Source organism: Psychrobacter sp. C 20.9 (assembly GCF_001921765.1).
GTDB classification, from domain to species: Bacteria; Pseudomonadota; Gammaproteobacteria; order Pseudomonadales; family Moraxellaceae; genus Psychrobacter; species Psychrobacter piscatorii_B.
Genome location: NZ_MRYC01000018.1, coordinates 1 through 26,468 on the forward strand (window position 1 = coordinate 1; position 26,468 = coordinate 26,468).

At 45.2% G+C, this 26,468-nt stretch carries 21 protein-coding genes and 2 tRNA genes; 12 read left to right on the top strand and 11 right to left on the bottom strand.

The window, feature by feature from the left end:
* Positions 1 to 229 precede the first annotated feature (229 nt).
* On the top strand, positions 230 to 1,210 hold the full coding sequence (locus BTW00_RS11315) for an NERD domain-containing protein (RefSeq protein ID WP_058023781.1): 981 nt from the start codon (positions 230 to 232) through the stop codon (positions 1,208 to 1,210).
* A 12-nt stretch (positions 1,211 to 1,222) separates the two neighbouring features.
* Here BTW00_RS11315 and BTW00_RS11320 read toward each other — a convergent pair whose 3' ends face one another.
* The 8 genes from BTW00_RS11320 to BTW00_RS11355 form a co-directional block, all read right to left on the bottom strand.
* Entirely contained in the window at positions 1,223 to 2,194 is a 972-nt protein-coding gene (locus BTW00_RS11320) for a peptide ABC transporter ATP-binding protein (RefSeq protein WP_058023780.1), read from the bottom strand.
* A complete protein-coding gene (locus BTW00_RS11325) occupies positions 2,191 to 3,264 on the bottom strand; it encodes an ABC transporter ATP-binding protein (RefSeq protein ID WP_178379298.1) in 1,074 nt (357 codons plus the stop codon). The genes BTW00_RS11320 and BTW00_RS11325 overlap by 4 nt, the downstream gene beginning before the upstream one ends.
* A gap of 1 nt (position 3,265) precedes the next feature.
* Complete coding sequence (locus BTW00_RS11330; protein ID WP_058023779.1) at positions 3,266 to 4,180, bottom strand: ABC transporter permease; 915 nt, start codon at positions 4,178 to 4,180, stop codon at positions 3,266 to 3,268.
* A gap of 157 nt (positions 4,181 to 4,337) precedes the next feature.
* Positions 4,338 to 5,354, bottom strand: a complete 1,017-nt coding sequence (locus BTW00_RS11335; RefSeq protein WP_058023778.1) for an ABC transporter permease — start codon at positions 5,352 to 5,354, stop codon at positions 4,338 to 4,340.
* Between the two features lie 242 nt (positions 5,355 to 5,596).
* The gene (locus BTW00_RS11340) at positions 5,597 to 7,237 is read right to left on the bottom strand and encodes an ABC transporter substrate-binding protein (RefSeq protein WP_075107497.1); all 1,641 of its coding nucleotides are present in this window, start codon (positions 7,235 to 7,237) and stop codon (positions 5,597 to 5,599) included.
* Positions 7,238 to 7,861: 624 nt separating this feature from the next.
* Positions 7,862 to 8,188 (bottom strand): DUF779 domain-containing protein, encoded by a 327-nt coding sequence (locus tag BTW00_RS11345; protein WP_058023776.1) that lies wholly within the window; start codon positions 8,186 to 8,188, stop codon positions 7,862 to 7,864.
* 200 nt (positions 8,189 to 8,388) lie between these two features.
* Positions 8,389 to 9,417, bottom strand: coding sequence for an alcohol dehydrogenase AdhP (adhP, locus tag BTW00_RS11350; RefSeq protein WP_178379299.1), 1,029 nt, complete (start codon positions 9,415 to 9,417; stop codon positions 8,389 to 8,391).
* A gap of 237 nt (positions 9,418 to 9,654) precedes the next feature.
* Positions 9,655 to 11,181 (bottom strand): aldehyde dehydrogenase family protein, encoded by a 1,527-nt coding sequence (locus BTW00_RS11355; RefSeq protein WP_075107498.1) that lies wholly within the window; start codon positions 11,179 to 11,181, stop codon positions 9,655 to 9,657.
* Between the two features lie 514 nt (positions 11,182 to 11,695).
* On the opposite strand from BTW00_RS11355, the gene BTW00_RS11360 reads away from it, so the two are divergent.
* The 3 genes from BTW00_RS11360 to BTW00_RS11370 all read left to right on the top strand — a co-directional run bounded on the left by BTW00_RS11360 (position 11,696) and on the right by BTW00_RS11370 (position 15,109).
* Positions 11,696 to 13,633, top strand: a complete 1,938-nt coding sequence (locus BTW00_RS11360; RefSeq protein ID WP_075107499.1) for an AAA family ATPase — start codon at positions 11,696 to 11,698, stop codon at positions 13,631 to 13,633.
* A gap of 144 nt (positions 13,634 to 13,777) precedes the next feature.
* Positions 13,778 to 14,926, top strand: a complete 1,149-nt coding sequence (locus tag BTW00_RS11365) for a type I glyceraldehyde-3-phosphate dehydrogenase (RefSeq protein WP_075107500.1) — start codon at positions 13,778 to 13,780, stop codon at positions 14,924 to 14,926.
* 92 nt (positions 14,927 to 15,018) lie between these two features.
* Positions 15,019 to 15,109, top strand: a tRNA-Ser gene (locus tag BTW00_RS11370).
* 115 nt (positions 15,110 to 15,224) lie between these two features.
* On the opposite strand, the gene BTW00_RS11375 is transcribed toward BTW00_RS11370, so the two are convergent.
* The 3 genes from BTW00_RS11375 to BTW00_RS11385 all read right to left on the bottom strand — a co-directional run bounded on the left by BTW00_RS11375 (position 15,225) and on the right by BTW00_RS11385 (position 16,907).
* A complete protein-coding gene (locus BTW00_RS11375; RefSeq protein WP_256714061.1) occupies positions 15,225 to 15,956 on the bottom strand; it encodes a hypothetical protein in 732 nt (243 codons plus the stop codon).
* A gap of 352 nt (positions 15,957 to 16,308) precedes the next feature.
* Positions 16,309 to 16,641, bottom strand: coding sequence for a CopG family transcriptional regulator (locus BTW00_RS11380; protein WP_071002054.1), 333 nt, complete (start codon positions 16,639 to 16,641; stop codon positions 16,309 to 16,311).
* Between the two features lie 190 nt (positions 16,642 to 16,831).
* Positions 16,832 to 16,907, bottom strand: a tRNA-Asn gene (locus BTW00_RS11385).
* A 492-nt stretch (positions 16,908 to 17,399) separates the two neighbouring features.
* Between BTW00_RS11385 and BTW00_RS11390 the strand changes: the two genes are divergently transcribed.
* The 8 genes from BTW00_RS11390 to BTW00_RS11425 all read left to right on the top strand — a co-directional run bounded on the left by BTW00_RS11390 (position 17,400) and on the right by BTW00_RS11425 (position 26,344).
* Positions 17,400 to 17,744 carry a multidrug efflux SMR transporter gene (locus tag BTW00_RS11390; protein ID WP_075107501.1) on the top strand — a complete coding sequence of 115 codons (345 nt, stop codon included), beginning with the start codon at positions 17,400 to 17,402 and terminating at the stop codon, positions 17,742 to 17,744.
* Between the two features lies 1 nt (position 17,745).
* Positions 17,746 to 18,339, top strand: a complete 594-nt coding sequence (locus BTW00_RS11395; RefSeq protein ID WP_075107502.1) for a TetR/AcrR family transcriptional regulator — start codon at positions 17,746 to 17,748, stop codon at positions 18,337 to 18,339.
* 106 nt (positions 18,340 to 18,445) lie between these two features.
* Positions 18,446 to 19,948 carry a betaine-aldehyde dehydrogenase gene (betB, locus tag BTW00_RS11400; RefSeq protein WP_075107503.1) on the top strand — a complete coding sequence of 501 codons (1,503 nt, stop codon included), beginning with the start codon at positions 18,446 to 18,448 and terminating at the stop codon, positions 19,946 to 19,948.
* 104 nt (positions 19,949 to 20,052) lie between these two features.
* Positions 20,053 to 21,753, top strand: coding sequence for a choline dehydrogenase (betA, locus tag BTW00_RS11405; RefSeq protein ID WP_075107504.1), 1,701 nt, complete (start codon positions 20,053 to 20,055; stop codon positions 21,751 to 21,753).
* A 277-nt stretch (positions 21,754 to 22,030) separates the two neighbouring features.
* Positions 22,031 to 24,076 (top strand): choline BCCT transporter BetT, encoded by a 2,046-nt coding sequence (gene betT, locus BTW00_RS11410; protein WP_075107505.1) that lies wholly within the window; start codon positions 22,031 to 22,033, stop codon positions 24,074 to 24,076.
* A 233-nt stretch (positions 24,077 to 24,309) separates the two neighbouring features.
* Positions 24,310 to 24,798, top strand: coding sequence for a M48 family metallopeptidase (locus BTW00_RS11415; RefSeq protein ID WP_075107506.1), 489 nt, complete (start codon positions 24,310 to 24,312; stop codon positions 24,796 to 24,798).
* Positions 24,799 to 24,957: 159 nt separating this feature from the next.
* Complete coding sequence (locus BTW00_RS11420; protein ID WP_075107507.1) at positions 24,958 to 25,380, top strand: Replicative DNA helicase; 423 nt, start codon at positions 24,958 to 24,960, stop codon at positions 25,378 to 25,380.
* Positions 25,381 to 25,405: 25 nt separating this feature from the next.
* Positions 25,406 to 26,344, top strand: coding sequence for a DMT family transporter (locus BTW00_RS11425; RefSeq protein ID WP_075107508.1), 939 nt, complete (start codon positions 25,406 to 25,408; stop codon positions 26,342 to 26,344).
* The last annotated feature ends 124 nt before the right edge of the window (positions 26,345 to 26,468 follow it).

Consider the following 26,468-nt stretch of genomic DNA (forward strand, 5'->3'; position numbering starts at 1 on the left):
CTGCTTTAAATCGCTTTATGATTATGTTTGATGACCGTATCAGCAAGCATTTAATCTAAACGGCAGTTACACAGAATTCGGGATGGTCTCAGCACAGGCTTTCTTTCTTATCGTTAAATATCAGATACTCCACTGTAATCACTTAATACTTCCTTATAAATTTTTTAATGTGGTTGATAACTTATTATAATCGATATTTAACTTGCTATGAATTTAAAAGACGCTTCCTATGTCCCTAAAATCCACCTTCAAAGGCTTCCTAGGTGAAACCGTCATCAACGTCGCCATGTGGCTAAAGCTTGAAAAAGACGTTTATCATCGGCTAAACAATGTCACTTTGCCATTAGCCAATGGTGGTAGTACGCAAATCGATCACGTCATCGTCTCTGTATACGGCATCTTTGTCATTGAAACCAAAAACTACAAAGGTTGGATATACGGTAGCGAGAAGCAAAAGCAGTGGATACAAGCTTTTCCAAATGGAAGTAAATTCAAATTCCAAAATCCGCTACGTCAAAACTACTTACATATTAAGACGCTCGCAGATTTATTAGGCTTGGAGCTGAGCTACTTCCATTCGATGATTGCTTTTATCGGTGAGTGCGAGTTAAAAACCCGCGATGAGTTGCCCGAGCATGTATTGACCAGTGGTATGGTCTCGTATGTAAAGAAAAAACAAGATAAGCTACTCACTGAAGACGAGGTTTCATCTATCGTTGAGCAAATTAATAGCAATAGATTTAGTAAGTCTTGGCGCACCAATCGGCAGCATAAAGCTTATCTAAAAGATAAGCATAGCAACCCAAGTAAGAATACTGAGAATCCTACACTTGAACCAATAGTTAAAGAAACTGTAAGAAGAACTCCTCTAAAAAGTAGGGAAGCACATGGATGGTCTGGTCAAACTGAGGTTGAATCTACCGCATTACCAATTGATAGTCTAAATACTCAGCAAATAATCAAACCGCATGATATGGCTGATAAGGTTTTTCTTACGCCATTTGAGATTATAGAATCTGAGCCAAAAGTGAATGAACCTGCGATACTTAAAGCGACAGACCATGACGCTAATATCGATCAAGCGCCAACCTGCCCAAGATGCAACGGCGAGATGGTCAAACGTGTGGCAAAAAATGGCGCACGCCAAGGACATTCCTTTTATGGGTGCGCGCAATTTCCTAAATGCCGCGGCGTAGTAAATATTGATTAACTACTAGTCACATTACCCATATATTTCTTCCAAACGCAGACAAGCTACCAATCGACCATCCCATTCGCGCAGTTGTGGCTCGATTTCGCTGCACTGCGAGGTCGCATATGGACAGCGTTTATGTAGAGCGCACCCGCTTGGCGGATTAAGCGGGCTTGGTAGCTCACCTTGTAGGGTTAAATCTTTCTTTTGGCCATTTACTGTGGGTGCAGCTGCCAGTAATGCGATGGTATAAGGATGTTTTGGCGCATTATAAATGGCTTCTTTGGGCCCGTGTTCGACCGCTTGACCTAAATACATGACCATCACATCATCAGCGACATGACGTACGACTGACAAGTTGTGTGAGATAAAGACGTAAGCGGTACGATACTCATCCTGCAAATCCATAAACAGATTTAAGACTTGCGCTTGAATCGACACATCAAGTGCAGAGGTAGGCTCATCAGCGACGACGATTTTAGGATTGAGCATCATCGCGCGGGCAAGGGCAATCCGCTGGCGCTGACCACCCGAAAACATATGTGGGAAACGCCCAGCATGTTCAGGACGTAGACCCACGTTTCTCATCATCTCGTTGATTTTGTCACGCTTTTCTTCTTTAGACAGATTGGTATGAATATCCAACGGCTCTGTCAATTGATAGGCTATAGTATGACGCGGATTCAAGCTACCATAAGGGTTTTGGAAGACCATTTGAATTTCGGTACGTAAGTCTTTGAGCGCCTTTCTGCTATAGCCAGTGGTGGCTTCGTCGTTGATAAAAAGCTCGCCCTGCGTCGGCTGCTCGATGAGTGTCAGCTGGCGGGCAAGGGTGGATTTGCCGCAGCCTGATTCACCAACGACTGCCAATGTCTTGCCAGCCTCAAGCTCAAAAGAGATACCGTTCAGCGCTTTGACGTGCGCTTTTGGTTTGCCCAATCCTTGTGATACCGGATAGTGCTTATGTAGATTGTCTGCTTTTAAAACCACTTTATTACTCATACTTGTGACTCCAAAATAGCAGCGTGAGAGATGGGGGTGCGAGCAGTAGGATCGGCATAAATGCAGCGCACTTTGCCATTTGGTGTGTCCAAAATAGGCGGCGGCACGTCACAAGCAGGCTCTTTATATGGGCAGCGAGGAGATAATAAGCACCCGCTTGGGCGATCATATTGACTTGGTACGACCCCAGGCAAGCTGTTCAATCGATCTTGTCCGATAGCCAGCTCAGGAATGGCTTGTAAGAGCGCCTCTGTATAAGGGTGTGCAGGATGTTGGAAAACCTCTGGCACGGTACTAGTTTCAACCACTTGCCCAGCATACATGACCGCGACATCACGCGAGTTTTGTGCAACAAGGCCCAAATCATGGGTAATCAAAACCATCGCCATTTGTTTTTCGCGTTGCAATCGACCGAGCAAATCCATAATCTGCGCTTGTACGGTGACATCAAGTGCGGTGGTCGGCTCGTCGGCGATGAGCAGTTTTGGTTCACATGCAAGCGCCATCGCAATCATAACGCGCTGGCTCATACCGCCTGAGAGTTGATGTGGATACACTTTGAGTCGGTTTTTGGCGTCAGGCATTTCGACCAACTCTAACAGCTCTAATATGCGTGCCTGTACTGCTGCACCGCGCAAACCAAGATGCTTGCGCAGTACTTCACCCAGCTGCATCTCAACGGTAAAGCTTGGGTTGAGGCAAGACATCGCATTTTGAAAGATCATAGAGATGTCTTTGCCAATGATGCCGCGTTTTTCTTTGGCAGGCATACTGATCATGTCTTTATTATCAAACATCACTCGCTTGGCGCGGACGGTGGCAGACGGCGGCAATAGCCCCATTAGCGCCATCATCGTGACTGACTTACCTGAGCCGGATTCACCAACGACAGCGATGACTTCACCTTGTGTGATTTTTAAAGACACATCATCGACAGCACGAAAGGCACGCTTTCCTTGACCAAAAGTGACCGACAGATTTTCGATGTCCAATAACAGCGGCGCGTCTGTTGTTGATGCACCATTCATAGAAGTGTGAGTGGTAGGCGTTTTAATTAAAGGTTCAGTCATCTTAGGTCACCTGCTTTAATTTGGGATCGAGCGCGTCACGCAGGCCATCACCCGTCAAGTTAATCGACAATGCAGCCAAGAAGATAGCGACACCTGGCCAAATAGCGAGCCAAACGTTACTTTGAATGTATTGACGAGCCGTACCGAGCATCGCGCCCCATTCAGCATCAGGTGGCTGTACACCAAAACCTAAGAAACCAATCGCACCCGCTTCTAAAATAGCAGAAGAAAAAATCATCGTCGCCTGTACGATGAGCGGTGCCATACAGTTGGGTAGAATCGTGATAAATAATAAACGCAGCACACCAGCACCCATCACCTGCGAGGCGATAAAGTACTCACGTTGTAGCTCTACCATTGCGGTGGCGCGAGTCAGACGAATAAAGGGCGGCGTACAGACCAGTGCAATCGTAATAATCGTATTGGTCATAGAGGGCCCTAAGATAGCGGCAATGATGATGGCCAATAGTAAGCTAGGGTATGACATCAAAATATCATTGACCAGCATGACCGCTTTGCCCCAAACCTTGGGCCAAAATGCGGCACTAAGTCCTAGTGAAATACCGACTAGCATCGCAAGGGTCGTCGCGCTCAGACCGATAAATAAAGAGTAACGCGCGCCATACATCACCCGAGACAAGGTATCTCGTCCAGCATCATCCGTGCCTAGCCAAAACATCGCATCACCACCACTTAAAAAGGCTGGCGGCAATTGCTCTTGGCCGGTAAATAATTCATAAGGGTCATGGGGGGCAATTGCGGGCGCGAGTATGGCAACAATAACCATTAGCATGAGAATAATAAAACCCAACACCGCGCCCTTGTTTCGGCAAAAGGTCGATAAAAATAGTTGCCAAGACGATGGCGGTGTGGCAGCCATCAGATTGACATCAGAGGGGAGAACAGAAGGCTTCATGAGCAGTTCCTATAGTGGCTAGCGCAGTGACATTTTTTAGAATTTTGTTCCTAAAAAAGTACTAAGCATTGCTAAAACATCACTTCAGCGCCAATCATCACTATTTATAATATAAGTATTTATCAATGTGACATTGCAACACTGCAACATTGTGACATTAAGAGGTATGTCGAATACGTGGATTGATCAGACCATACAAAATATCAATAAATAAACTGACCAAAATCAAGGCAGTGGCGACCAACAAAATACCGTTTTGCACAATGGGGTAATCACGAGTAAAAAAGCCATCGAGAAGCCAATTACCAACACCCGGCCAGCTAAAGATAGTCTCGGTAATAATCGCGCCTGCAAGCAAGGTTGCCATTTGTAAGCCAACCACAGTGACGACAGTGATTAGCGCGTTACGCATCACGTGTACCATGATCACGCGGCGTGGCGATAAGCCCTTGGCGCGAGCCGTACGCACATAGTCTTCATCCAACACTTCCAGCATCGCAGAGCGTGTCATCCGCGCGATCATCGCGAGTGGAATGGTCGATAGTGCGATTGATGGCAAGATAAAGTGTTTGACCACATTCCAAAAAGCGCCCGGTTCCCCTGAGGTGAGAGAGCCAAGCAACCATGAGCCGTACAAGGGATGGACATCCAAGAACTGTGCGACAGAGATCACACCAGCAACGGGTAAAAGGCCAAGATAGTGAGCGAATATACCTGTCAGAATAGGGCCTAGTAAGTAGATCGGCATCGAGTATCCTGCCAGCGCCCCTGACATCAGAGTATAGTCAATCCAAGTACCACGGCGTAGCGCGGCAAAGATACCCAAGCTCACACCAATCACACTAGCAATGACAATCGCACATAGCGCCAACTCTAACGTTGGAACGAAGTGCGCAAAAAAGTCTTGTAACACAGGAGAGCGAGTACGAAAGGATTGACCAAAGTCACCCGTCAATATACCCGTCAAGTAATCCCAGTATTGAACGATAAGGGGTTTGTCTAATCCCAGTCTTTCTAGGGCGCGAGCATGTAGCTCTGGATCCACCATACGCTCACCCATCATGATCTCGACTGCATCGCCTGGTACGAGACGGATCAGAGTAAAAGTCGATAGCGTGAGGCCAAGATAGACAGGAATAAGAATGGCGATACGGCGCAGAATATAAAGTAGCATGGGCTGCTCAATAGTTGTGATTCAATGAGTGGAGTAGTAGCAATGAATGAGGTCGTCCGTGACCATGCCCTTAAATGACCAAGCACTTAAATCAAAAGTACTCAAGTGAAAGGTGCTCAAATGAAAAGTATGTGAGTCGAAAAACAATCAACTCATATAAATACGGCTGGAACAGAGATTCTGAGCCAGCCGAATACAAATCAAATAATAGTGCATGTCGTACCGGACGTAATTAGCTAAGGCTATTCAACTTTCACGCCATCGAAACGTACAGCACCAAGTGGACTGATTTTGAAATCCACAACGTTTGGTGCAGTGAACACGGTAACTACCGAATGCGCCATAGTCGTCCAAGGAAGCTGCTCTTTGAAGATCTGCTGAGCTTGTACATAGTCATCCACACGCTCATCTTGATTGGTGACCTGACGTCCTTTCATGACCAAATTATCAAAGTCTTTATTACACCAACGTGAGTAGTTATTACCACCGACCGCGTCACAAGACAGTAATGAGCCCAACCAGTTATCCGGATCACCATTATCACCCGTCCAACCTGCCAAGATCACATCAGGCTCGCCTTTCGCCGCGCGTTTTAGGTATTCGCCCCACTCATAAGTAACCAGTTTGGCATTGACGCCAATCTTCGCCCAATCTGCTTGGAGCATTTCAGCCATGAGTTTGGCATTAGGGTTATATGGACGTTGAACAGGCATGTACCATAAGTCGATGTTCATATTGTCCGCGCCAGCTTCTTTAATCAGCGCTTTTGCTTTTTCAACATCATAAGGTGCATCTTTTAAAGAATCGTCGTAGCCCCACTGCGTAGGCGGCATTGGGTTGGTTGCCTTGAGACCTTCGCTTTGATAGACAGCATTGATGATCGCGTCTTTATTGATCGCCATATCCAATGCTTGACGTACTTTAAGATCACTTAGCTTCGGCTTTTCAACGTTGTAGCCCACATAACCGACGTTGAAACCTGGTTGATCAAGAACGGTGGCTTTACCAGATTTTTTGACCGATTCAATTTCGGCAGGCTTTGGATATGCCGATACATGACATTCACCCGCTTGAACTTTTTGCGCACGAACGGCTGAATCTTTAGTAATAACAAACACAAGGTTGTCGATGTAGATGTTGTCTTTGTCCCAATAGTCTGGGTTTTTGGTATAACGGATTTGCGCGTCTTTTTGATAGGACGTAAAGACGAAAGGCCCAGTACCAACAGGTTTGTTATTGATATCAGGCTCATTACCAGAGGCCATCAACTGATCTGCATATTCAGCAGAGTTGATATAAGCAAATGGCATCGCTAGGTTTTGTAAAAATGGGGCATTGACTTCGTTAAGCGTGACTTTGACAGTATAGTCGTCGACCTTTTCGATATTTGAGATGATATCAGGTAATCCCATGCCAACTGAATAGGGGAATTCTGCAGGGTAAGCTTTGTTAAATTCAAAGTCTGGGTTGGTGAGACGTTTTAATGTAAAAATCAGATCGTCTGCGTTAAAATCGCGACTTGGTGTGAAATAATCGGTTTTACCGAACTTGACGCCTTTTCGAAGATTAAAGGTATAGGTCTTACCATCTTCGCTAATATCCCAGCTTTCAGCGAGTCCTGGCTGAATTTCAGTCCCATCTCTTTTAAACTGTACCAAACCGTTATAGATAGGATAAGCACTCGCATCAAAATCGGTGCCGGCGGTGTACTGTGCGGGATCGAAACCAGCTGGGCTGCCTTCTGAACAATAAAGTAGGGTTTTAGCGGCTTTTGCATCTGAGCTGGCAGCAGACTCGTCAGTGGTTTTATTGTCGCCACTACAAGCACTCATACCCAAGATAAGCGTTGTCAACAGCGTCAGTTTAAAGAATGATTTTTGCATTATTACGTCCCATGTAATGATAGGTAGTTGCTTATAAATTGCTATGCCTGTCTGAGGAATTAGCAAACTTTCAACTGCTTTTGGTATATTTATTTTGAAGATATGTTTTTTACAAAAAGATACATATATAAAGTTGAGAAAGATTTAATTTATATAATGTAGAACATATCGTTATAAATAAGTCGTTTGAATATACTCTCATAAATAGCGATAATGCAAGAAATCTTTGAAATAATTTAATAAAAAAGACGATTTCTATTATTTTAGAGAGCTAATACACCCAAAAAAGGTAACTTTTACGAATTTTGACAGTAAAATTCATAATAAAAAGTTATTAATATGCATGTATATTAATAAATTAGTTACTTTTCGGATACAAATATTTTTATTGTTGTGATGATAGACAAATGTATAAATGACAATGATTTGTAAAAATCAGTGGATTATTGAGCAGCTGCTGACTATTTGGTGCGGTAGCTATTAGATGCTGTGGTTATTAGGTGCTGCTATGATTTGTTTTTATTAAATCAGCCAGTTTTTCCCCAATATCATAGGACAAGCTAAGACTGTCATATGGGGTACATTATTTAAGATTAATGCTACCTAGTTTTGCGTCAAACGTCCTTATATCGTACAGATTTCTGAGCGTACGATAAAGCGTTTGCCTTCAGGGATTTCTAACGAAAAACTCGCACCGCGACCATTGACGACATCAATGGTCAAATCGGTATGCTGCCATAGATTGTATTGTGCGCGTCCCATATAAAATGGACAGCCAACAAGCTCACCAACCAGCACATCCTGACCGCCTACCTTAAACTCTCCTAATGGATAGCACATCGGCGAGCTACCATCACAGCAGCCACCTGACTGATGAAACATCAGTTTTCCATGCTTGGACTTTAGTAGCTCAATTAACGCTTTACAAGATTCTGTTGCTGCCAGTTTCATATCGTACTCCTTCTTATGGCCCATCCATGGTTTATATAATTGCTCTCTAGTATCAGTATGCCACAGTCAAATCAAAAAGGTCGCATCATCTTCAGACACATCACAACTGGCATATGACTAAAAAGATACGACCTTCGGCTGATAATTGACAGTTGGAATAACTATGTAATAAGCTTATAACACTGTCATTTTACTATCCGTTATTGATTATAGTCGATGACGATACGACCTTCGATTTTGCCATTACGCATCCGCTCAAAAATATCATTGATGTTCTCTAACGGCTCAGCTTTGACGGTCGCTTTGACTTTGCCAGCCGCTGCCATATCTAGCGACTCTTGTAAGTCAAGACGTGTGCCAACGATAGAGCCGCGTATGGTGATACCATTGAGTACAGTATCAAAGATTGACACCGGGAAGTCGCCAGTGGGGAGCCCGTTACATACTAAAGTACCACCGCGACGTAACATGCTTAAGGCTTGATCAAAAGCTTTTGATGATACTGCAGTGACTAACACGCCATGAGCGCCACCGATTTTTTCTTGTAGCAACTCGCCTGGGTCTGTATTTTTGGCATTTACCGTCACTGTTGCCCCCAGCTTTTTGGCGAATTCAAGTTTTTCGTCATCAATATCAACAGCAGCAACATTGAGCCCCATGGCAATGGCATATTGTACAGCCATGTGACCAAGGCCGCCGATACCTGAAATAACAACCCAGTCGCCTGGCTTGGTGTCGGTCATTTTAAGACCTTTATATACCGTGACGCCCGCACATAAAACAGGGGCAATCTCAATGGAGTCGACACTCTCAGGAATAATGCCAACATAGTTGGCATCTGCAAGGACGTATTCTGCAAAGCTACCGTTCACTGAGTAACCAGAGTTTTCTTGCTTTTTACATAAGGTTTCCCAGCCACCCAAGCAATGCGTACAGTGACCACAAGCAGAGTATAGCCATGGCACACCAACTCGGTCACCTGCTTTGACATGAGTTACGCCGTCACCGACCGCCGTGATCACGCCAACACCTTCATGACCTGGGATAAATGGCGGGCTTGGCTTAACAGGCCAGTCCCCCTCAACTGCATGTAAATCAGTATGACAGACGCCTGAGGCGTGCATTTTGACAACTATTTGCCCAGCACCTGCGGTTGGAATGTCGACTTCTTCGATTTTTAAGTCTTGACCGAACTCATGTAATACAGCGGCTTTCATTTTGTTAGTCATAATAAGCTCTCTTTTATGGGTGATTGATAAATGTTGATATAAAAAGTTGTTGCGATATTGCGTTCAAAACATGCAAACACCTTATTTTGAACGCAAGACTGTTACAAATTTTTCCTGCTGTGCGCCTAAGCGCATTAGAGGATATAAAAATTCGTCTCAGTTTTTTTATTTAGATCGTTTTAGCGAGCGGGCTATGTAACACTTGTGATAACCCGCTCCATGATTAGCAATGATGGTTTAGAAGAAGCCCATTTTTTTAGGGCTGTACGATACCAGCATGTTTTTGGTTTGCTGATAGTGGTCGAGCATCATTAAATGGTTTTCACGTCCGATACCAGATTGTTTGTAACCACCGAACGCCGAATGTGATGGATAAATATGATAGCAGTTGGTCCATACGCGGCCTGCTTGGATACCACGTCCGAAGCGATATGCCTTGTGTACACTACGGGTCCATACACCAGCGCCTAAACCATACAAGGTGTCATTGGCAATCTGCATGGCTTCGTCATCGTCTTTAAAAGTAGTCACGGCAAGGACAGGTCCAAAGATCTCTTCTTGGAACACGCGCATGTCGTTGGTGCCCTCAAAGATCGTTGGCTTGACGTAGTAACCGTCTGTCAAGTCGCCATCGTGCTTAGCTTGCTCTCCGCCGACGAGCACTTTTGCGCCTTCTTTTTTACCGATGTCGAGATAAGATAAAATTTTCTCTAGTTGGTCTGAGCTGGCTTGCGCGCCAATCATGGTGTCGGTATCGAGTGGGTTGCCCATTTTGATGGCCTCGACACGGGCGATACAGCGTTTGATAAACTCATCATAGATGCTCTCATGAACGAGTGCCCGCGATGGACAGGTGCAGATTTCACCTTGGTTCAGTGCAAACATCACTAGACCTTCGACCGCTTTGTCCAAGAAGTCATCGTCCTCATCCATAACATCGGCAAAGAAGATGTTAGGGCTTTTGCCACCAAGCTCTAACGTCACTGGAATGATGTTTTCGCTCGCGTACTGCATAATGAGGCGGCCAGTGGTAGTCTCACCTGTAAAGGCAACTTTATTGATGCGCGGATTTGACGCAAGTGGCTTACCCGCTTCGACCCCAAAGCCATTGACGACGTTCAGTACACCCTTTGGTAAAATATCAGCGATGCCGATGGTCTCTAACATGAACAGAATAGAAACTGGCGTTTGTTCGGCTGGCTTTAGAACGACACAGTTACCAGCAGCAAGGGCAGGTGCTAGCTTCCATACGGCCATTAGGATAGGAAAGTTCCAAGGAATGATTTGACCGACGACACCAAGTGGCTCATGAAAATGATAAGCCACAGTGTCTTCGTCAATCTGACTGATACCGCCTTCTTGTGCGCGAATGGCGCTGGCAAAATAACGGAAGTGATCAATGGCTAGAGGGATGTCGGCTGCGAGTGTCTCACGAACAGGCTTGCCGTTTTCGTAACATTCGGCAATCGCAATCGCTTCTAGGTTGGCTTCCATGCTGTCAGCAATTTTGAGTAACAAGTTGGCACGTTCAGTAACACTAGTCTTGCCCCAAGCATCTTTGGCAGCATGTGCGGCATCTAGTGCTTTTTCAATATCGGCAGGTTTTGAGCGGGCGACTTGGCAAATAGTTTTACCATCGATGGGGCTTGTGTTATCAAAATACTCTCCATCGATAGGAGCGGTCCACTCACCATTAATAAAGTTATCGTATTTTTCGCGGAACTGAACAGGGCTACCTTCCGTATTGGGATTTGCATACAGCATGAAACACTCCTTGTTGTGTTGTTTGTTTTATCGGATAATACAGGCGCAATTTTATCTATCCTAATATCTGTTATCGCAAAACAATATCAGTTGATGTTGTGATTGATTAACATCAATTGCTCTCTGTACACGTTCCATACTACTCGGCTTCTGCTGATAATCATACTAAAATTTTATAATGACTGATGAGTGAATGTATAACTTTAAGATTTGTTTTTTAGTGAAAAATAATATCGCTGTAATACTTTAACGGTATAGTAATAATAAGAATATCTTTAACGATTTTATTACTGGATAAGTCAAAAGATAACATATTGGTTTTTTATGAGTGTATAGAATAAAGTGCTTCTATAAAACATAATTAATAGACAATTGTTATTAATTATATTGGCGATAGTTTTAAATTGTTTGAGCTTAAAATCCCTGCCGTTCGGGTATGAACCGTTGCACTACTCTGTCAGTTGTCATGACTGTGTTGTTACTCTCTTTTTATACTAATAGTTGGTTTGAATCTATGCGTCAATCTTCTGCTCTTGATATCTTAAAAACAGGTCAAAACGTCTTTTTGACTGGCTCGGCAGGCTCAGGTAAGACGTATACCCTCAATCAATACATCGATTATCTACGCGCTCGCCGGGTACCTGTTGCGGTGACGGCCAGTACCGGTATTGCCGCCACGCATATGAATGGCACAACGATTCATAGTTGGTCAGGCATCGGTATCAAAGATGAGCTGAGCGACCGAGATTTGACCAATTTGTCACGCAAACAGTTCTTGGCAGACAGACTAAAAGACACGGCTGTGTTGGTCATCGATGAGATATCAATGCTACATGCCAAGCAGCTCAACTTGGTTAGCCAAGTGCTCAAGCATATTCGCAAAAACGACAAAGCCTTTGGTGGCATCCAAGTCGTGGTCGCAGGAGATTTTTTTCAGTTACCGCCGATTGGCAGTAAAGGGGAGACGAATCGTGAAAAATTCGCCTTTATGTCTGAAGCGTGGCTCGATGCCAAATTCCATATTTGCTATTTATCAGAGCAGCATCGTCAAGTCAGTGAAGCGGCAAATGGCGGGCTTGATTTGGATGATATTCTCAACCAAATCCGTCGTCAGGAAGTGACCTTTGAGGCGATTGCCGCCTTAGAAAACACGTACGATCAAAGCGTCGATATCAAGCGTACGCGTCTGTATACCCACAATCTCAACGTCAATAAAATCAATGACAAAGAACTTGCGTCTCTAGATGGCGAGATGATGCGTTTTGAGGCGACGGCGACAGGCGATAGTAAGCTGGTTGAGACGCTAAAAAAGACCGTGCGTACCCAAGACGAGCTGATTCTAAAAGTCGGCGCTAAGGTAATGTTTATCAAAAACAATGCCGAGCTTGGTGTCTCTAACGGAACGATGGGCGAGTTAATTGGATTTGCTGCTGTCAAAATAGACGATAAGGAAAGTAGTGACGCGTTAATCGAAGACGATAGCAGCGATGACGTTGATGAGGATGCTGCTGGCGAAAAAATGACAAAAGGTAAAAAGTCCGCTGCTAAGAAAGATAAAGAAAAGCCAAAGTCGAAGAAACCAACGACCCAGAAAATGCCTGTCGTGCGGCTTAATTCAGGACGAGAAGTCATCGCTGAGCCTGAAGAATGGATTATCGAAGATGAAACGGGTGAGGTGCTGGCAAGTTACTTACAAGTACCGCTCTGTCTGGCATGGGCGATTACCATACATAAATCGCAGGGCATGACCCTCGATGCGGCTGAAATCGATTTGTCGCGTACCTTTGAGTTGGGACAAGGTTATGTGGCATTATCACGCCTCAAGTCGCTATCAGGTCTACAGCTGCTGGGTATGAACGACATGAGCTTGCAACTCGATCCATTGGCTCGCGGCGCAGATAAGCGGTTTCTGGTACTGTCTGAAGAGGCGGATGCCAATTATGCGATGCTAGATGAAGAAAGCATGCAGCAGGCACATGAGAAGTTTGTTTTAAAGTCAGGTGGTACGCTCAGTCAATCCGTGATTGACGCCTATGCTGCGCTGCAAAAAAAGCGCCGCGAACAACAGCAAGCGAAAATCGATAAAAAACAGAAGTTAGGCAATCAGGTCTCTGACAAATCAGACAGTACTCTACTTGCGACCAGAGTGTTATTGGAGGAGAGTTTGACCATTGCGGAGATTTCAGAAGCACGTCAATTGTCACAATCGACCATCATGCGCCATATCGGTGAGCTAAAATCACAAGATCCGAGTCTTGCCTGCGATCATCTGCGTCCAAATGATGAGATCATGACAGCGGTTGGCAACGCTTATGTCGCCATCAAAGTTGCCAATAACCCAAACGACTTCAATGATGATGGCAGTATCAAACTGCGTCCGATATTCGATCATCTCAAGCAAAGCATTGACTACAACACCATTCGTTTGGCATTGATTTTTATCACGCCATAGTTTGTTATGACAAGATAGTTTGTTATGACAAGATAGATTTTACGACACTGTCGGTTTTTTGAACAAAAAATATTGAATCAACTGTTAGAGCATGTCTAAAGCGACAACGCCCATTCTTTATATCCCTTTATAGCGATATCTTTTATGCCTGATTTTTCTAGCGCCACTTATCAACTGACCTCTGACCCGTTAGCGGCGACCTATCGTACCACTGGTGAGCACTCACAGCCATTGAGAGTGGCTATTAATGGTTTTGGTCGTATCGGGCGCAATGTACTGCGCGCCTTGCTAGAGCGTTTTGAAGTATTAGGACGTGCAATCCATGTAGTCGCGATTAATGACTTGGCACCAGCAGATATTTTGTTGCATTTATTAAAATTTGATAGCACGCATGGTCGCTTAAGCCGCTTGGGGGTCAGTGCTGATATTATTGAGAGCGGAGCCGATAATGAGCATAAAACTCAGCTCTGTCTCACCAAAAACACTCTGACCTATTGCATCAATATGCTCTCAGAACCCAATCCACAAAACCTACCTTGGCAGTCGCTAGGGGTCGATGTGGTACTAGAGTGCACCGGTCACTTTCGCTCATATGAGCAAGCGATGCTGCACATCCATGCAGGCGCACAGCAGGTGATCATCGGTGCAGCGCCATTCGATGATGTGGATGCTTGTATCGTTATGGGGGTCAATACAGATGCGCTCATGCTTGATTTACCGATTATCTCCAGCGTTTCTTGTACCACGCAAGCACTAGTGCCGCTGATTGACACATTGGATAAAGCGTTCGGCGTCAAGTCCGCTATGATGACAGAGATTCATGCGGTTACCGCCGATCAGACCGTGCTCGATCAAGCGCATCGAGATCCCAGACGGGCGCGTGCTTCTGGCTACAATATTATCCCAACGACCTCGAGTAGTATTGCTGCGACGGAGCGGGTATTGCCAGCGATGGCGGGCAAAATAAATGGACATTCAATACGGGTGCCCACCATCGATGTGGCAGCGATTGATGTGACCTTTGTATTTGATACGCCAGAGGTCAGCGTTGATATTATCCGTGACGCCCTTCAATCTGCCAGTCAGACGCATTTACGTGACATCATGGCTTATACGGATGAGCCGTTGGTCTCTAGTGATTTTATTCATCAAACTGAGTCGCTTATCATAGATGGTCAGCAGCTCATGCAAGTAGGCGAGCAGTACAAGGTTTTTGCGTGGTACGATAATGAATGGGGTTATGCCAACAGACTGCTCGATATGTGCCTGCATCTGGCCTCAAGCAAGCGATAAACCAGTGATTCAAAGGTATTTGCAAATTAATTGAATTTTTTTAGATTAGGGGCTTGCATTATAAAAGGATGTCTATATAATGATGCACCAATGGAGACGTGGCAGAGCGGTTGAATGCACCGGTCTTGAAAACCGGCAAGGGTTCATAGCCCTTCGAGAGTTCGAATCTCTCCGTCTCCGCCAAATGCTAAAAAGCCCCAATCAGTAATGATTGGGGCTTTTTTTTATGGTGTATTTTATAAATACTGGACGACAGGCTCTATAAACCTCATAAAAGATCAAATGATGCGCAGTCCCCCTATTTAGCTAGTGAATTGCCAAACCCAATGCTTTGATCATCTGCCAATATAAGTGTGCCTTCTTTAATCTCGATCGTCATATCCTTCGTGTTTTTAATGGCGCGCATGACATTGATGTCTTCAATACTACTCTCGATGATGATCTTGCCAGATTGTTCTGGCTCGATGGCTGGATCAAATTGTATGAGAGGAACGTTGAAGTCTTTGCCTTGTTTCAGGTTGGCGTCTTTCATGGTTAGTGTGCCTTGAAAACTTTGTATTGCAACGTCTCCATGGTTGGATAGCATAAACTGCATTTTGACTTGGTTTAAGCTATCGCTATCACTGGTCTTAATCGGTAGGAGAGCGACAGGATACGTCTGTGCCGTCGCATTTGCTGTTTGACCTGTCACAATAGGACTTTTTTTGCCTGTTGGATTATTAGGATGCAGCCGCTCGTACTCACGCTGTTGTATGAGGGCCTGCTTGATAGTGGTGCGCGGCATGGCGCCCGATTCATACGCATCGCTAAGCTTCATGCGTAGCATATATCGACTGAGTAGCTGCTGATCGTCGGCAGGTAATTGCTCAAAAGTCTGTCCCAGTTTTTTTTGCCATTGATCAGAGTCAGTCGGTATGGTTTTTTGGTCTGGATCCGTTTGCGGCGACGAGCAACCCGGTGCTATCGCTAGCATGGCGACTGCCATAGTCAGACACAACGTTTTATAAAAATGCTGCTGTAACCCCATCATCGTACCCCTCCTTATACATTTTCATCCTCATATTGAAATTGAGGATGCACCCCAATCATTGCGACTATTTTCTTAATATACCGTGTTTGGGAACGGGTTTTGTTTAGTTATCGCTAACCACAGTCGCAAACGTACGATAAGGTCAAAGAATAAATGCGTGTCGGTATGAGGCAAAAAAGAGTTCAGAGAGCAAGGTTAATCTATAAATTGCAATCTCACCTTTATAATAGCCACAAAAAAGACCAAGCTTGCGTGAGCAGACTTGGTCTTTTTGATAAAAATAGTGACAACGTCTTAGAGTCTCAGTCAATCTCAGCCAGATCGTTATGATTAATACGACTGATGAAGGATATTATTGATCGCTGTCTTGCAATTCAGATAAAGAGTGAGAGATATTGTTGTTATGGGTCACAACGATTGCCTCATCGATGATGCGCTGGCTCACACCGCGCTTACGTAACGTCTCAATAAATACTTCGTCATGAGCGAGCGTATAATCTTGATGGTCACGATCGAGTCCTTGACGAATATAAAGACGGATAAGCCCTTGAATGCGCTTAAAACCCAATTCTGAGCTGGTTGTTTCTAATAGGGCAATCATTTCTTCAGACAACCGAATACTGATCGGGCGCATGATTTTTTGCGGATGATCAGAGAACTTATTTTTTACACGTGCAGGTATCATAATAAACCATTATTTTTAGTGAGTAGGGGTAAAACACTCAAACAAAAACGAACCCAATCAAAACTAATCTTACCATACAACAAAAATGCCAAAAAGAACACCGCTGCCATGCGAATATTATGATCAGTCAATATGAAAACGGCAACAATAAAAAAACCTTCATCAAATAGTGATGAAGGTTTTTAGTATATGGCTCTCCAACCTGGGCTCGAACCAGGGACACACGGATTAACAGTCCGTTGCTCTACCAACTGAGCTATTGGAGAATAAGCTGTCATAACTGCAAGTGTTTCAAGCTTTATAAAACAGTCATTACTTGGCTTGTTCGCGTTATGTGGGGCACATTTTAGCCAAGTCGTTAAAGGCTGTCAACCTTATTCTGAGATAAATTATAAATATTATCGCAATTATTATAAATAGGCGTTTATCCCTTATCAGATAGGACGTTTCAGCGCCTCTGCTCGTTCAATAGGGGCGTAAATAGACCGATTTGCTCACAATGATACGTACGCTTATAAAAATAAAAGACGTTACGTAGAAGAATGCGCAAAAAGCGCACGCGAGTATTTAGATCGTAAGACAAAGCAGGTAATAAAAACAGTTCTATCTTGAAATAAAAGCCATTACGACATGCTTTGACACAATAAAGTTGCAAGACAGCCCTTCACATTGGTAACAGAAATCTATAAAATACCGACCATGTGGTTTCTTTGCTATGTTTTATTAGCAGTTGCTTAAATAAAGGCGGTGCGCAAAAGATGAGTTCTACTACGATTGCCTACGGTTACCTAACCATTGCCATTATATGTGAGGTGGTAGGGACGACATTTTTGGTGAAATCAGAGCAGTTTACCCGTTTAGGGCCGACGCTGATGATGGGGGCGCTGTATGCGCTCTCATTTTATTTATTGGCACAGACACTCAAGGTGATACCGCTAGGCATTGCTTATGCGTTATGGGGCGGGTTGGGCATTGTGCTCACATCGCTTGCAGGTTTGGTGCTATTTAAGCAAACCCTTGATACGGCAGCAGTGGTTGGCATCGCCATGATCGTTGGCGGTGTCGTTGTAATGAATTTATTGTCTAATTCTGTGGTGCATTGATATGAGTGTAGAAATAGAAAATCCTTATAAGCGTAAAAAACAGCCAGAAGTGGTTCGCCGTGCTCTGCTCGATCAAGCGGCACGGATCACGCTTGAGCAAGGGCTATCTAAAGTGACGTTTCAGGCAGTCGCTGATGCGGCAGGCGTGACAAAGGGCGGTGTGATGCATCATTTTGCAACAAAAAATGCCCTTGTGCTTGAAGTGTTCGATGATGCAATGGCGAAATTTGAGGCAGCAGTCGAGGCCGCTATGGCAAAAGATCCTGTGAGTCATGGCGCTTTTACCCGTGCTTATATCGATGCCACCATCAGTCTGGGCGAAAAAGCGCAAAAAGAATACGACAACCAAGCCACCTTATATGTATTGATGCTAGGTGATAGTGAGCTGCGTGAGCTGTGGGCCAAATGGGCCAACACGCAGTTAGAAAAACATGCCGCCACTGACGATACTGAAACCCTATGTATGGCTCGTCTGGTCGCTGATGGGATTTGGCTCTCCGACTTTTCAGGTATCAACATATCAGATAAAAAATCGCTACATGATCGATTGATAAAAATGACGCAACCTGACTTTGACAATCGTTCGGGTCAATAAATATCCGGATTGCTAACCATCCAACTTTAGAATTTTCACAATGACGATATGATTTGGTAAAACGGCGTTTTATTGCCGCTTTTATCAATCCTCCCAAGGAGTATTTATGACAGATATCAACAATTTGACAGACATTATCGATTTAGAACAAGTGCAAACTGCCTATATTAATGGTCGCTACTTAGCGGTCGATGACACGCTCGCCACTTTTGAAGACATCAATCCAGCGACAGGTGAAGTGCTGGCAACCATTCAGCAAACCACCAATGAGCAGATTGATGATGCGGTCAAAGCGGCTCATAAAGGTCAAAAAATCTGGGCGGCGATGACCACCGTTGAGCGTGGTCGTATTCTCTCAAAAGCTGTTGAGATATTACGCGCGCGCAACGATGTGCTCGCATTACTTGAGACCAAAGACACGGGCAAAGCCTACTCTGAGACAAAGTATGTCGATATCGTCACGGGTGCTGATGTGGTTGAGTACTATGCAGGACTTGCGCCCATGATTGAAGGTCGTCAGATTCCACTGCGTGACACGAGCTTTGTCTATACTCGCCGCGAGCCGCTGGGTGTGGTCGCTGGTATTGGCGCATGGAACTATCCGATTCAGATCGCGATGTGGAAAGCCGCACCTGCATTGGCTGCTGGTAATGCGATGATCTTTAAACCATCAGAAGTCACGCCGTTGACTGCCTTAAAACTGGCAGAAATCCTGACAGAAGCGGGACTGCCAGATGGTGTATTCAATGTCGTACAAGGCAACTACGAAGTGGGTCAAGCACTGACCAATCATCCAGATATCGCCAAAGTATCATTCACAGGCGGTGTACCAACGGGCAAAAAGGTCATGTCGAGCGCGGCAAGCTCATCGCTAAAAGATGTGACATTAGAGCTTGGCGGCAAATCACCATTGATCATATTTGATGATGCCGATATCGATACCGCGGCTGACATCGCGATGATGGCCAATTTTTATAGTACCGGTCAGGTATGTACCAACGGCACGCGCGTATTTGTTCCTAAAGCGATGCAAGAAAAGTTTGAGCAAGCTATCTTGACGCGTGTTGAGCGTATCAAGCTGGGCGATCCGATGGATGAGAACATCAACATGGGTCCATTGGTCAGCTTCCCGCATATGGAGCGTGTACTTGGCTATATCGAGCAAGGTAAAGAGGGTGGTGCTCGTCTACTAACGGGCGGCGCACGTATCACGACAGACGCACTGGCAAATGGTGCCTTTGTTGAGCCGACGGTATTTACAGATTGCAGCGATGATATGACCATCGTCCGTGAGGAAATCTTTGGTCCAGTCATGTCGATACTGACCTATGAGACCGAAGAGGAAGTTATCCGCCGCGCTAATGATACCGATTATGGCTTAGCAGCTGGGGTTGTGACTGCGGATCTAAATCGCGCGCATCGTGTCATCGCTCAGATCGAAGCGGGTATTTGCTGGTTAAACACATGGGGTGAGTCAGCGGCGCAGATGCCGGTTGGTGGCTATAAGCACTCAGGTATCGGTCGCGAAAACGGGGTTGAGGCGCTTGAGCACTATACTCAGACCAAATCTATCCAAGTAGAGTTGGGTGCGTTTGAATCGGTCTTTTAACGAGTGGTATTGAGAAAGTGAGCGCAGTTTGGGCCTGATGACGCTGTGCATTTGACCTTGCTGCTACCAACCGATTTATATTTTTCCATATTATGGAGCATGTTATGACATCAACCACCCCTGAGTACGATTATATTATTGTTGGTGCAGGGTCAGCAGGTAATGTGCTGGCCACGCGTCTGACCGAAGACGCCGATATCAACGTGTTATTACTAGAGGCAGGTCGTCCAGATTATCGATTGGATTTTCGTACCCAAATGCCAGCGGCGCTTGCAATGCCGCTGCAAGGGACGACCTATAACTGGGGTTACAAAACAGATCCTGAGCCATATATGAACAACCGTGTCATGGACTGTGGTCGCGGTAAAGGGCTTGGCGGCTCATCGCTTATCAACGGTATGTGCTATATACGTGGCAATGCGCTCGATTATGATGATTGGGCAAAGATAAAAGGTTTGGAAGACTGGACGTATTTGGATTGCCTACCGTATTTTAAAAAGTCAGAAAACCGTGATGTCGGCGAAAATGACTACCACGGTGCGGGCGGCCCTGTTGAGATGACTACCTCAAAGCCAGGCGTCAATCCATTGTTCCAAGCCATGATCGAAGCTGGCGTACAAGCAGGATATCCGCGTACTGAAGACCTAAACGGCTATCAGCAAGAAGGTTTTGGCCCTATGGATCGCTTTGTGACCCCAAATGGTCGCCGCGCATCTACGGCTCGAGGCTATCTAGATCGCGCCAAGCCGCGTGACAATATCACGATTTTGACAGGGGCGCTCACCGATGTGATCTTATTTGATGGCAAGCGTGCCGTCGGGGTCAAGGTCGAGCATGGAGGCCAGACCAAAAAGTTTTACGCATCTCGTGAAGTGGTAGTGTCGTCTGGTGCGATTGCCTCACCGCAGCTATTGCAGCGCTCAGGTATCGGCCCTGGTCAGTGGCTAAAAGACGCTGGCGTGACAGAAATACTAGATTTACCGGGTGTGGGCAATAACTTGCAGGATCATTTAGAGCTGTATATGCAGTACGAATGTAAGCTGCCAGTCTCGATTGCGCCTGCCAATAAATGGTGGAATAAACCTGCCATTGGTGCGGAGTGGTTGTTCAATGGTACAGGCCTTGGGGCCTCCAATCAGTTTGAAGGCGGCGGTTTTATCCGTACGGATGAGACATTCACTCACCCAAATATCCAGTATCATTTCTTACCGCTTGCCGTGCGTTACGATGGTCGTAGTGCCAGTGATTCGCACAGTTTTCAAGCCCATGTCGGTTCATTGCGCTCGCCAAGTCGTGGTCGCGTCAAGCTGACCTCAAAAGACCCCAGTGCGCATCCAAGTATTTTATTTAACTATATGTCACATGAGCAAGATTGGCAGGAGTTCCGCGCGGCGATGCGTATTACGCGTGAGATTATGCATCAACCTGCGCTGGACCCTTATCGCGGTGCTGCCATCTCACCCACCGAAGACTTGGTGACCGATCAGCAGCTAGATGACTATGTGCGCGAGCATGGCGAGACGGCTTACCATCCCTCATGTACCTGTGCGATGGGCGAAGATAATGATTCGGTCGTCAATGGTCAAGGGCTGGTACATGGTATTGATGGCTTACGAGTCGTCGATGCCTCTATCATGCCAAATATCATTAGTGGTAATCTCAACGCCACCACCATTATGCTGGCCGAAAAAATCGTTGATAAAATGAAAGGCGTACAATTGCCGCGCTCTACGGCAGATTATTATGTGGCCAATGGAGCGCCGCTACGCGCTGAGCCAATGCGCGATTATCTCTCAACGGTGTAAATGACAAATCAGCATAAAATATGCTGCTAAATAAAGAACGATATCAGATAACTCCAAAATAATGGCCTTTCAACGTAAAGGCCTTTTTTATCAGCGTCAATATATGAGCGCAATGTATGTCATATATGGGTGTTATTTATCATTTTATTCTCTTTTATTCATTGGTACTGCTTTGTGCGTCATGCGGTTAAGTATACGTTATGTGGTCAAAAGTCATAATACTATGCCGGACAAAGCAATATCGGACACTGTTTAATTTACTTATTTGAGGTCTTTTATGTACAGTTCGCCATCAAAAGAGGTGACGAAACCGTTGAGCTTAAACAAAACTGTGTTTTTAGGTTCGGCTATTATTTCTATTTTATTGATCATCTGGACCATTGCTTTTCCAGATTATAGTGAGACCTTACTGAGTTCAAGTATGGCGTGGGTATCAGATAAGTTTGGCTGGTATTACATGCTAGTGGTTGCCGCTTATAGTATCTTTGCTTTGTTCGTTGGTTTTTCTAAATATGGCGATATTAAGCTGGGTCAAGACCACGAAAAAGCGCAGTTTCCGTTTTTAGCGTGGGCAGCCATGCTGTTTTCAGCGGGTATCGGTATCGATCTGCTATTTTTTGGGGCATCAGAGCCATTGATGCATTATTTAACGCCGCATACGGGCCTAGAGCCTGCGAGCGCCGAGGCCATGCGTCAAGCGCTTGCTCAGACTTTTTTGCATTGGGGTCTGCATGGCTGGGGTATTTATGCACTGATTGGTATGGCACTGGCTTACTTTGCTTACCGCAAAAACATGCCACTTGCGCTACGCTCACCGCTCACGCCAATATTTGGTGAACGCTTGATCAAAGGCTGGCTAGGTGATGGGATTGATACTTTCGGTGTTGTCTGTACGTTGATGGGTATTGCGACGAGCCTAGGTATTGGGGTGCTACAAGCTAATGCTGGCTTGACCCATGTCTTTGGTATTGAATCTAGCAAGATGGTTCAGGCGCTGATCATTGTCGGTGTGGTCGTCGCTGCCGCTGTCTCTGCGATGACAGGTGTTGAAAAAGGCGTACGTCGTCTGTCTGAATTCAATATGTTGTCGTCAATATTGCTATTGCTTGCCATCCTCGTGATGGGTAATACCGTATATTTATTAAACACCTTTACGCAAAATATTGGTCAATATTTCCAAACCATTATCTATAAAACCTTTGATGTTTATGCCTATGACGGTACTGCCGGTGCCGACTGGAAATCAGGTTGGACGATATTTTTCTGGGCATGGTGGGTGGCTTGGGCACCGTTTGTTGGTCTGTTTATCGCGCGTATCAGCCGTGGCCGTACGCTACGTGAATTTGTCTTTGGCGTGATGTTCATTCCATTGGGCTTTATTTTTGCATGGTTCTCTATCTTTGGTAACACTGCGATAGATCTGGTCGCCAATGGCGCAACGGCGCTTGGTGAAACTGCCGTCAATGATGCCGCCATGGGCATGTTTGCGCTATTTGAATATTTCCCCTATAGCGAAGTGCTGTCATTTGCAGGTGTAATCATCGGTCTGGTGTTCTTTGTCACCTCTGCGGACTCAGGCGCGTTGGTACTTGCCAACCTAAGCTCAAAAGGCATGACTAATGACACGGATGCACCGGTTTGGTTGCGTTTGTTTTGGGCGGCGGCAACAGGTCTTATCACACTAGGATTATTGTTTGCGGGCGGTTTTGCCTCATTACAATCCGTCTCTGTGATTGCAGGCTTGCCGTTCTCTTTGATTCTAGTGCTCTATATGATGTCCATGTGGAAGTCACTGAAAGAAGAGGGCAATAAGCGCAAAGCCAGCACGATTGGTACTGCCAATGTACTTGACAGCGGTAAAGGCTGGAAAGCACGCTTGCAACGCATTGTGAGCTTCCCAGGACACGCGCAGGTCGAAAAATTCTTGAAAACAGTCGTAATGCCAGCGATGACTGAGGTCGAAAAAGAGTTCAAAGCAGGCGGTCTCAAAACCTCTTTAGATGCGCATAATCTTGCCAGTATCGGTGAAGATATCGATGCAGGCATGGGCCAAGACAGTGGTCAGGTCGACGGTCTAAAACTGCGCGTCGGTCATGGTGATGAAGATGACTTTATTTATGAAGTTAACTTGATCAAAGCTGAACGTCCTAACTTTACATTGAATACATCAAACAAGCAGGCAGAGCATTATTATCGTGCTGAGGTGTTCTTAAGTGAAGGCTCGCAAGAGTATGACTTGGTCGGTTATACCAAAGAGCAGGTATTGGTCGATATCTTAAATCAGTACGAGCGTCATTTGCAGTATCTGCATCTAGAGCGTTAATGGCCTAGACCATCGCGCTATCAATCTATATGTACGATAGCCGATAAGTGACCGTCTTTATAAGAAAGTGTTATAAGCAATGACCCCATAAGTTGACTACCGCTTATGGGGTTTTTTTGTGGCAAATAAGGTAAATGGGAAGTAGAACAAGCTAGAGATAACATATAGCCAATATAAGGTAAAATTGAGCAGATACGCAAATAGGTTTTAACACATAGACAAAGGATATCGTTGTGAGCAGATTAAAATACATAGCGCATTACTCAGAGCAGATTCAAACGCAAGCGGCGCAAATGATAAGCGACGGTCGGATGGGTGAGTATTTGGATAAAAAATATCCCACCCAGCACCAAGTGCAAAGTGATAAGGCGCTTTATCACTATGTCAATGAGATAAAAAACCAATACATGCGCAAGATTGGCCCGCTATCAAGCGTCAGCTATAGCAGTAAGTTAAAGGTACTAAAGCATGCGCTAGGTATCCATACTACCCAGTCTCGCGTGCAAGGCAGCAAACTTAAATCACACAATAGCATCACGGTGGCTAGCCTATTTAAGGAAGCGCCGCCAGAGTTTTTACGGATGATTGTGGTACATGAGCTGGCGCATTTTAAAGAACATGATCATAACAAGGCGTTTTATCAACTGTGTTGTCATATGGAACCTGAGTATCATCAGCTCGAATTAGATATGCGTTTATGGTTGCACTGGCAAGAGCAATGATTGGACAGCAATATAAAGTCAAAACATCTCTTTGCCACCGTCTGAAAACGCTCAACGTTATCGCTAACCGTGCTAAGCTTGCCTGTACTAAAAATTTAACTGCCAAAACATAAATTGAGACACAATTTTTTTGTTATCTCACGAAAAATAGAGAAAAAAATGATTAATACCAAAATATACAAAGCCATCTATACCTTAGCCGAAGAATTGCTAGAGGCCGATCGTCGCGGCGACCAAGCAAAATTTGATGCGCTTTATGCAGAACTAAAAGCCATTTGTACCGATAATGAAGGCACTGACAAAGACCACCCAGAGCAGTGGGAGACCCTTGCTGATTTCACAGAGGATTTGGACGAAGCTTTAGTTATCTATGATAAGGCATTGATCAAAGCCACAGCGATCAACTCAAAAGATCACATGGCCTCAATCGCTTTTTCTATGGCGGTGCTACAGCTTGAGACGGGTCAGACTGAAGCGGCTATCCAACATCTACAAAATGCCAAAGTTGCAGCCAACAAAATCGAAGACAAAGAATTTAAGGTTGAGATAGATGAGCTGCTTGCGAAACTGGTGACTGAATGATCGACCTTGTCCAATAGGATAATGGATGAATGACTTACTCAATAAAAATACTCACAAAAACACGTGGCTAGTGCCTATTGCTTGCCTATTAGCAGGGGGTGCGCTTACTGGTATCTCGACCAACTTGGCAAAATATGCTGTCAATATCAGTCTAACACCACTCGCGTTTTTGTTTTGGTCGATCACTGGCGCGGCCATTATTTTACTAATCGTTGCTCTTATCAAACAAGAGATACCGCCTATTAGTGCCCGTAGTATCGAGTATTATTTTGTCGCCGCCTTTGTTAGCGTGGCGGCTGCCAATTTACTGCTCTTTTCGGCCATTCCTCATGTTGGGGCAGGGTTTGTTGCTCTAATTATATCTTTACCCCCACTGCTAACGTATCTTGGCGCACTGATGCTACGTATGGAGCGTTTTTATCTCATTCGTGCGCTTGGCGTAGTGGCGGCGCTTCTTGGCGCAGGGGTGTTGGCTATTCATAAGCTTTCTGCACCAGAGTCTAGTGTCTTCTGGATCTTAGTCGCACTGTGTGGCCCAGTGCTACTCGCCATTGGCAATATCTATCGGACGTTACGCTGGCCTGACAATGCTTCATCTAGTGCGCTTGCACCCGGTATGCTGGTGGCGGCGGCATTGCTGCTAGGTTTGTTTAGCGCGCTCTCTGATTTTTCTGTCGCGATACCTTTGGATGCTTGGCTGCCGCTAGGGTTGATAGCCGTACAAGCGTGGGTGTTTGCTGGTCAGTTTTTCTTATTATTTCTTTTGCAAAAAACAGGTGGCCCTGTATTGCTCAGTTTACTAGGGGCGGTTGGCGCTGTCGTTGGTGTACCGATTGCGATATTTTTGCAGGGAGAGCGTCCACCTGAGGGGTTGTTTTTGGGAGCATCTTTGATAGCTATCGGCGTGGTGCTGGTGACATGGGGCGGCGTAAAAATGGCGACCATAATAACAAAAGAAGAATGAGAGACAGCTTAGCAAGTGGGGGCTTAGTAAGTGGGGAGAGGAGTCAGTACGTCAGTCAGTATTGTATGATATTGCAAGTATTTGATATCTCATCTGAATGACTCTTAGGATCTATATTGATTCA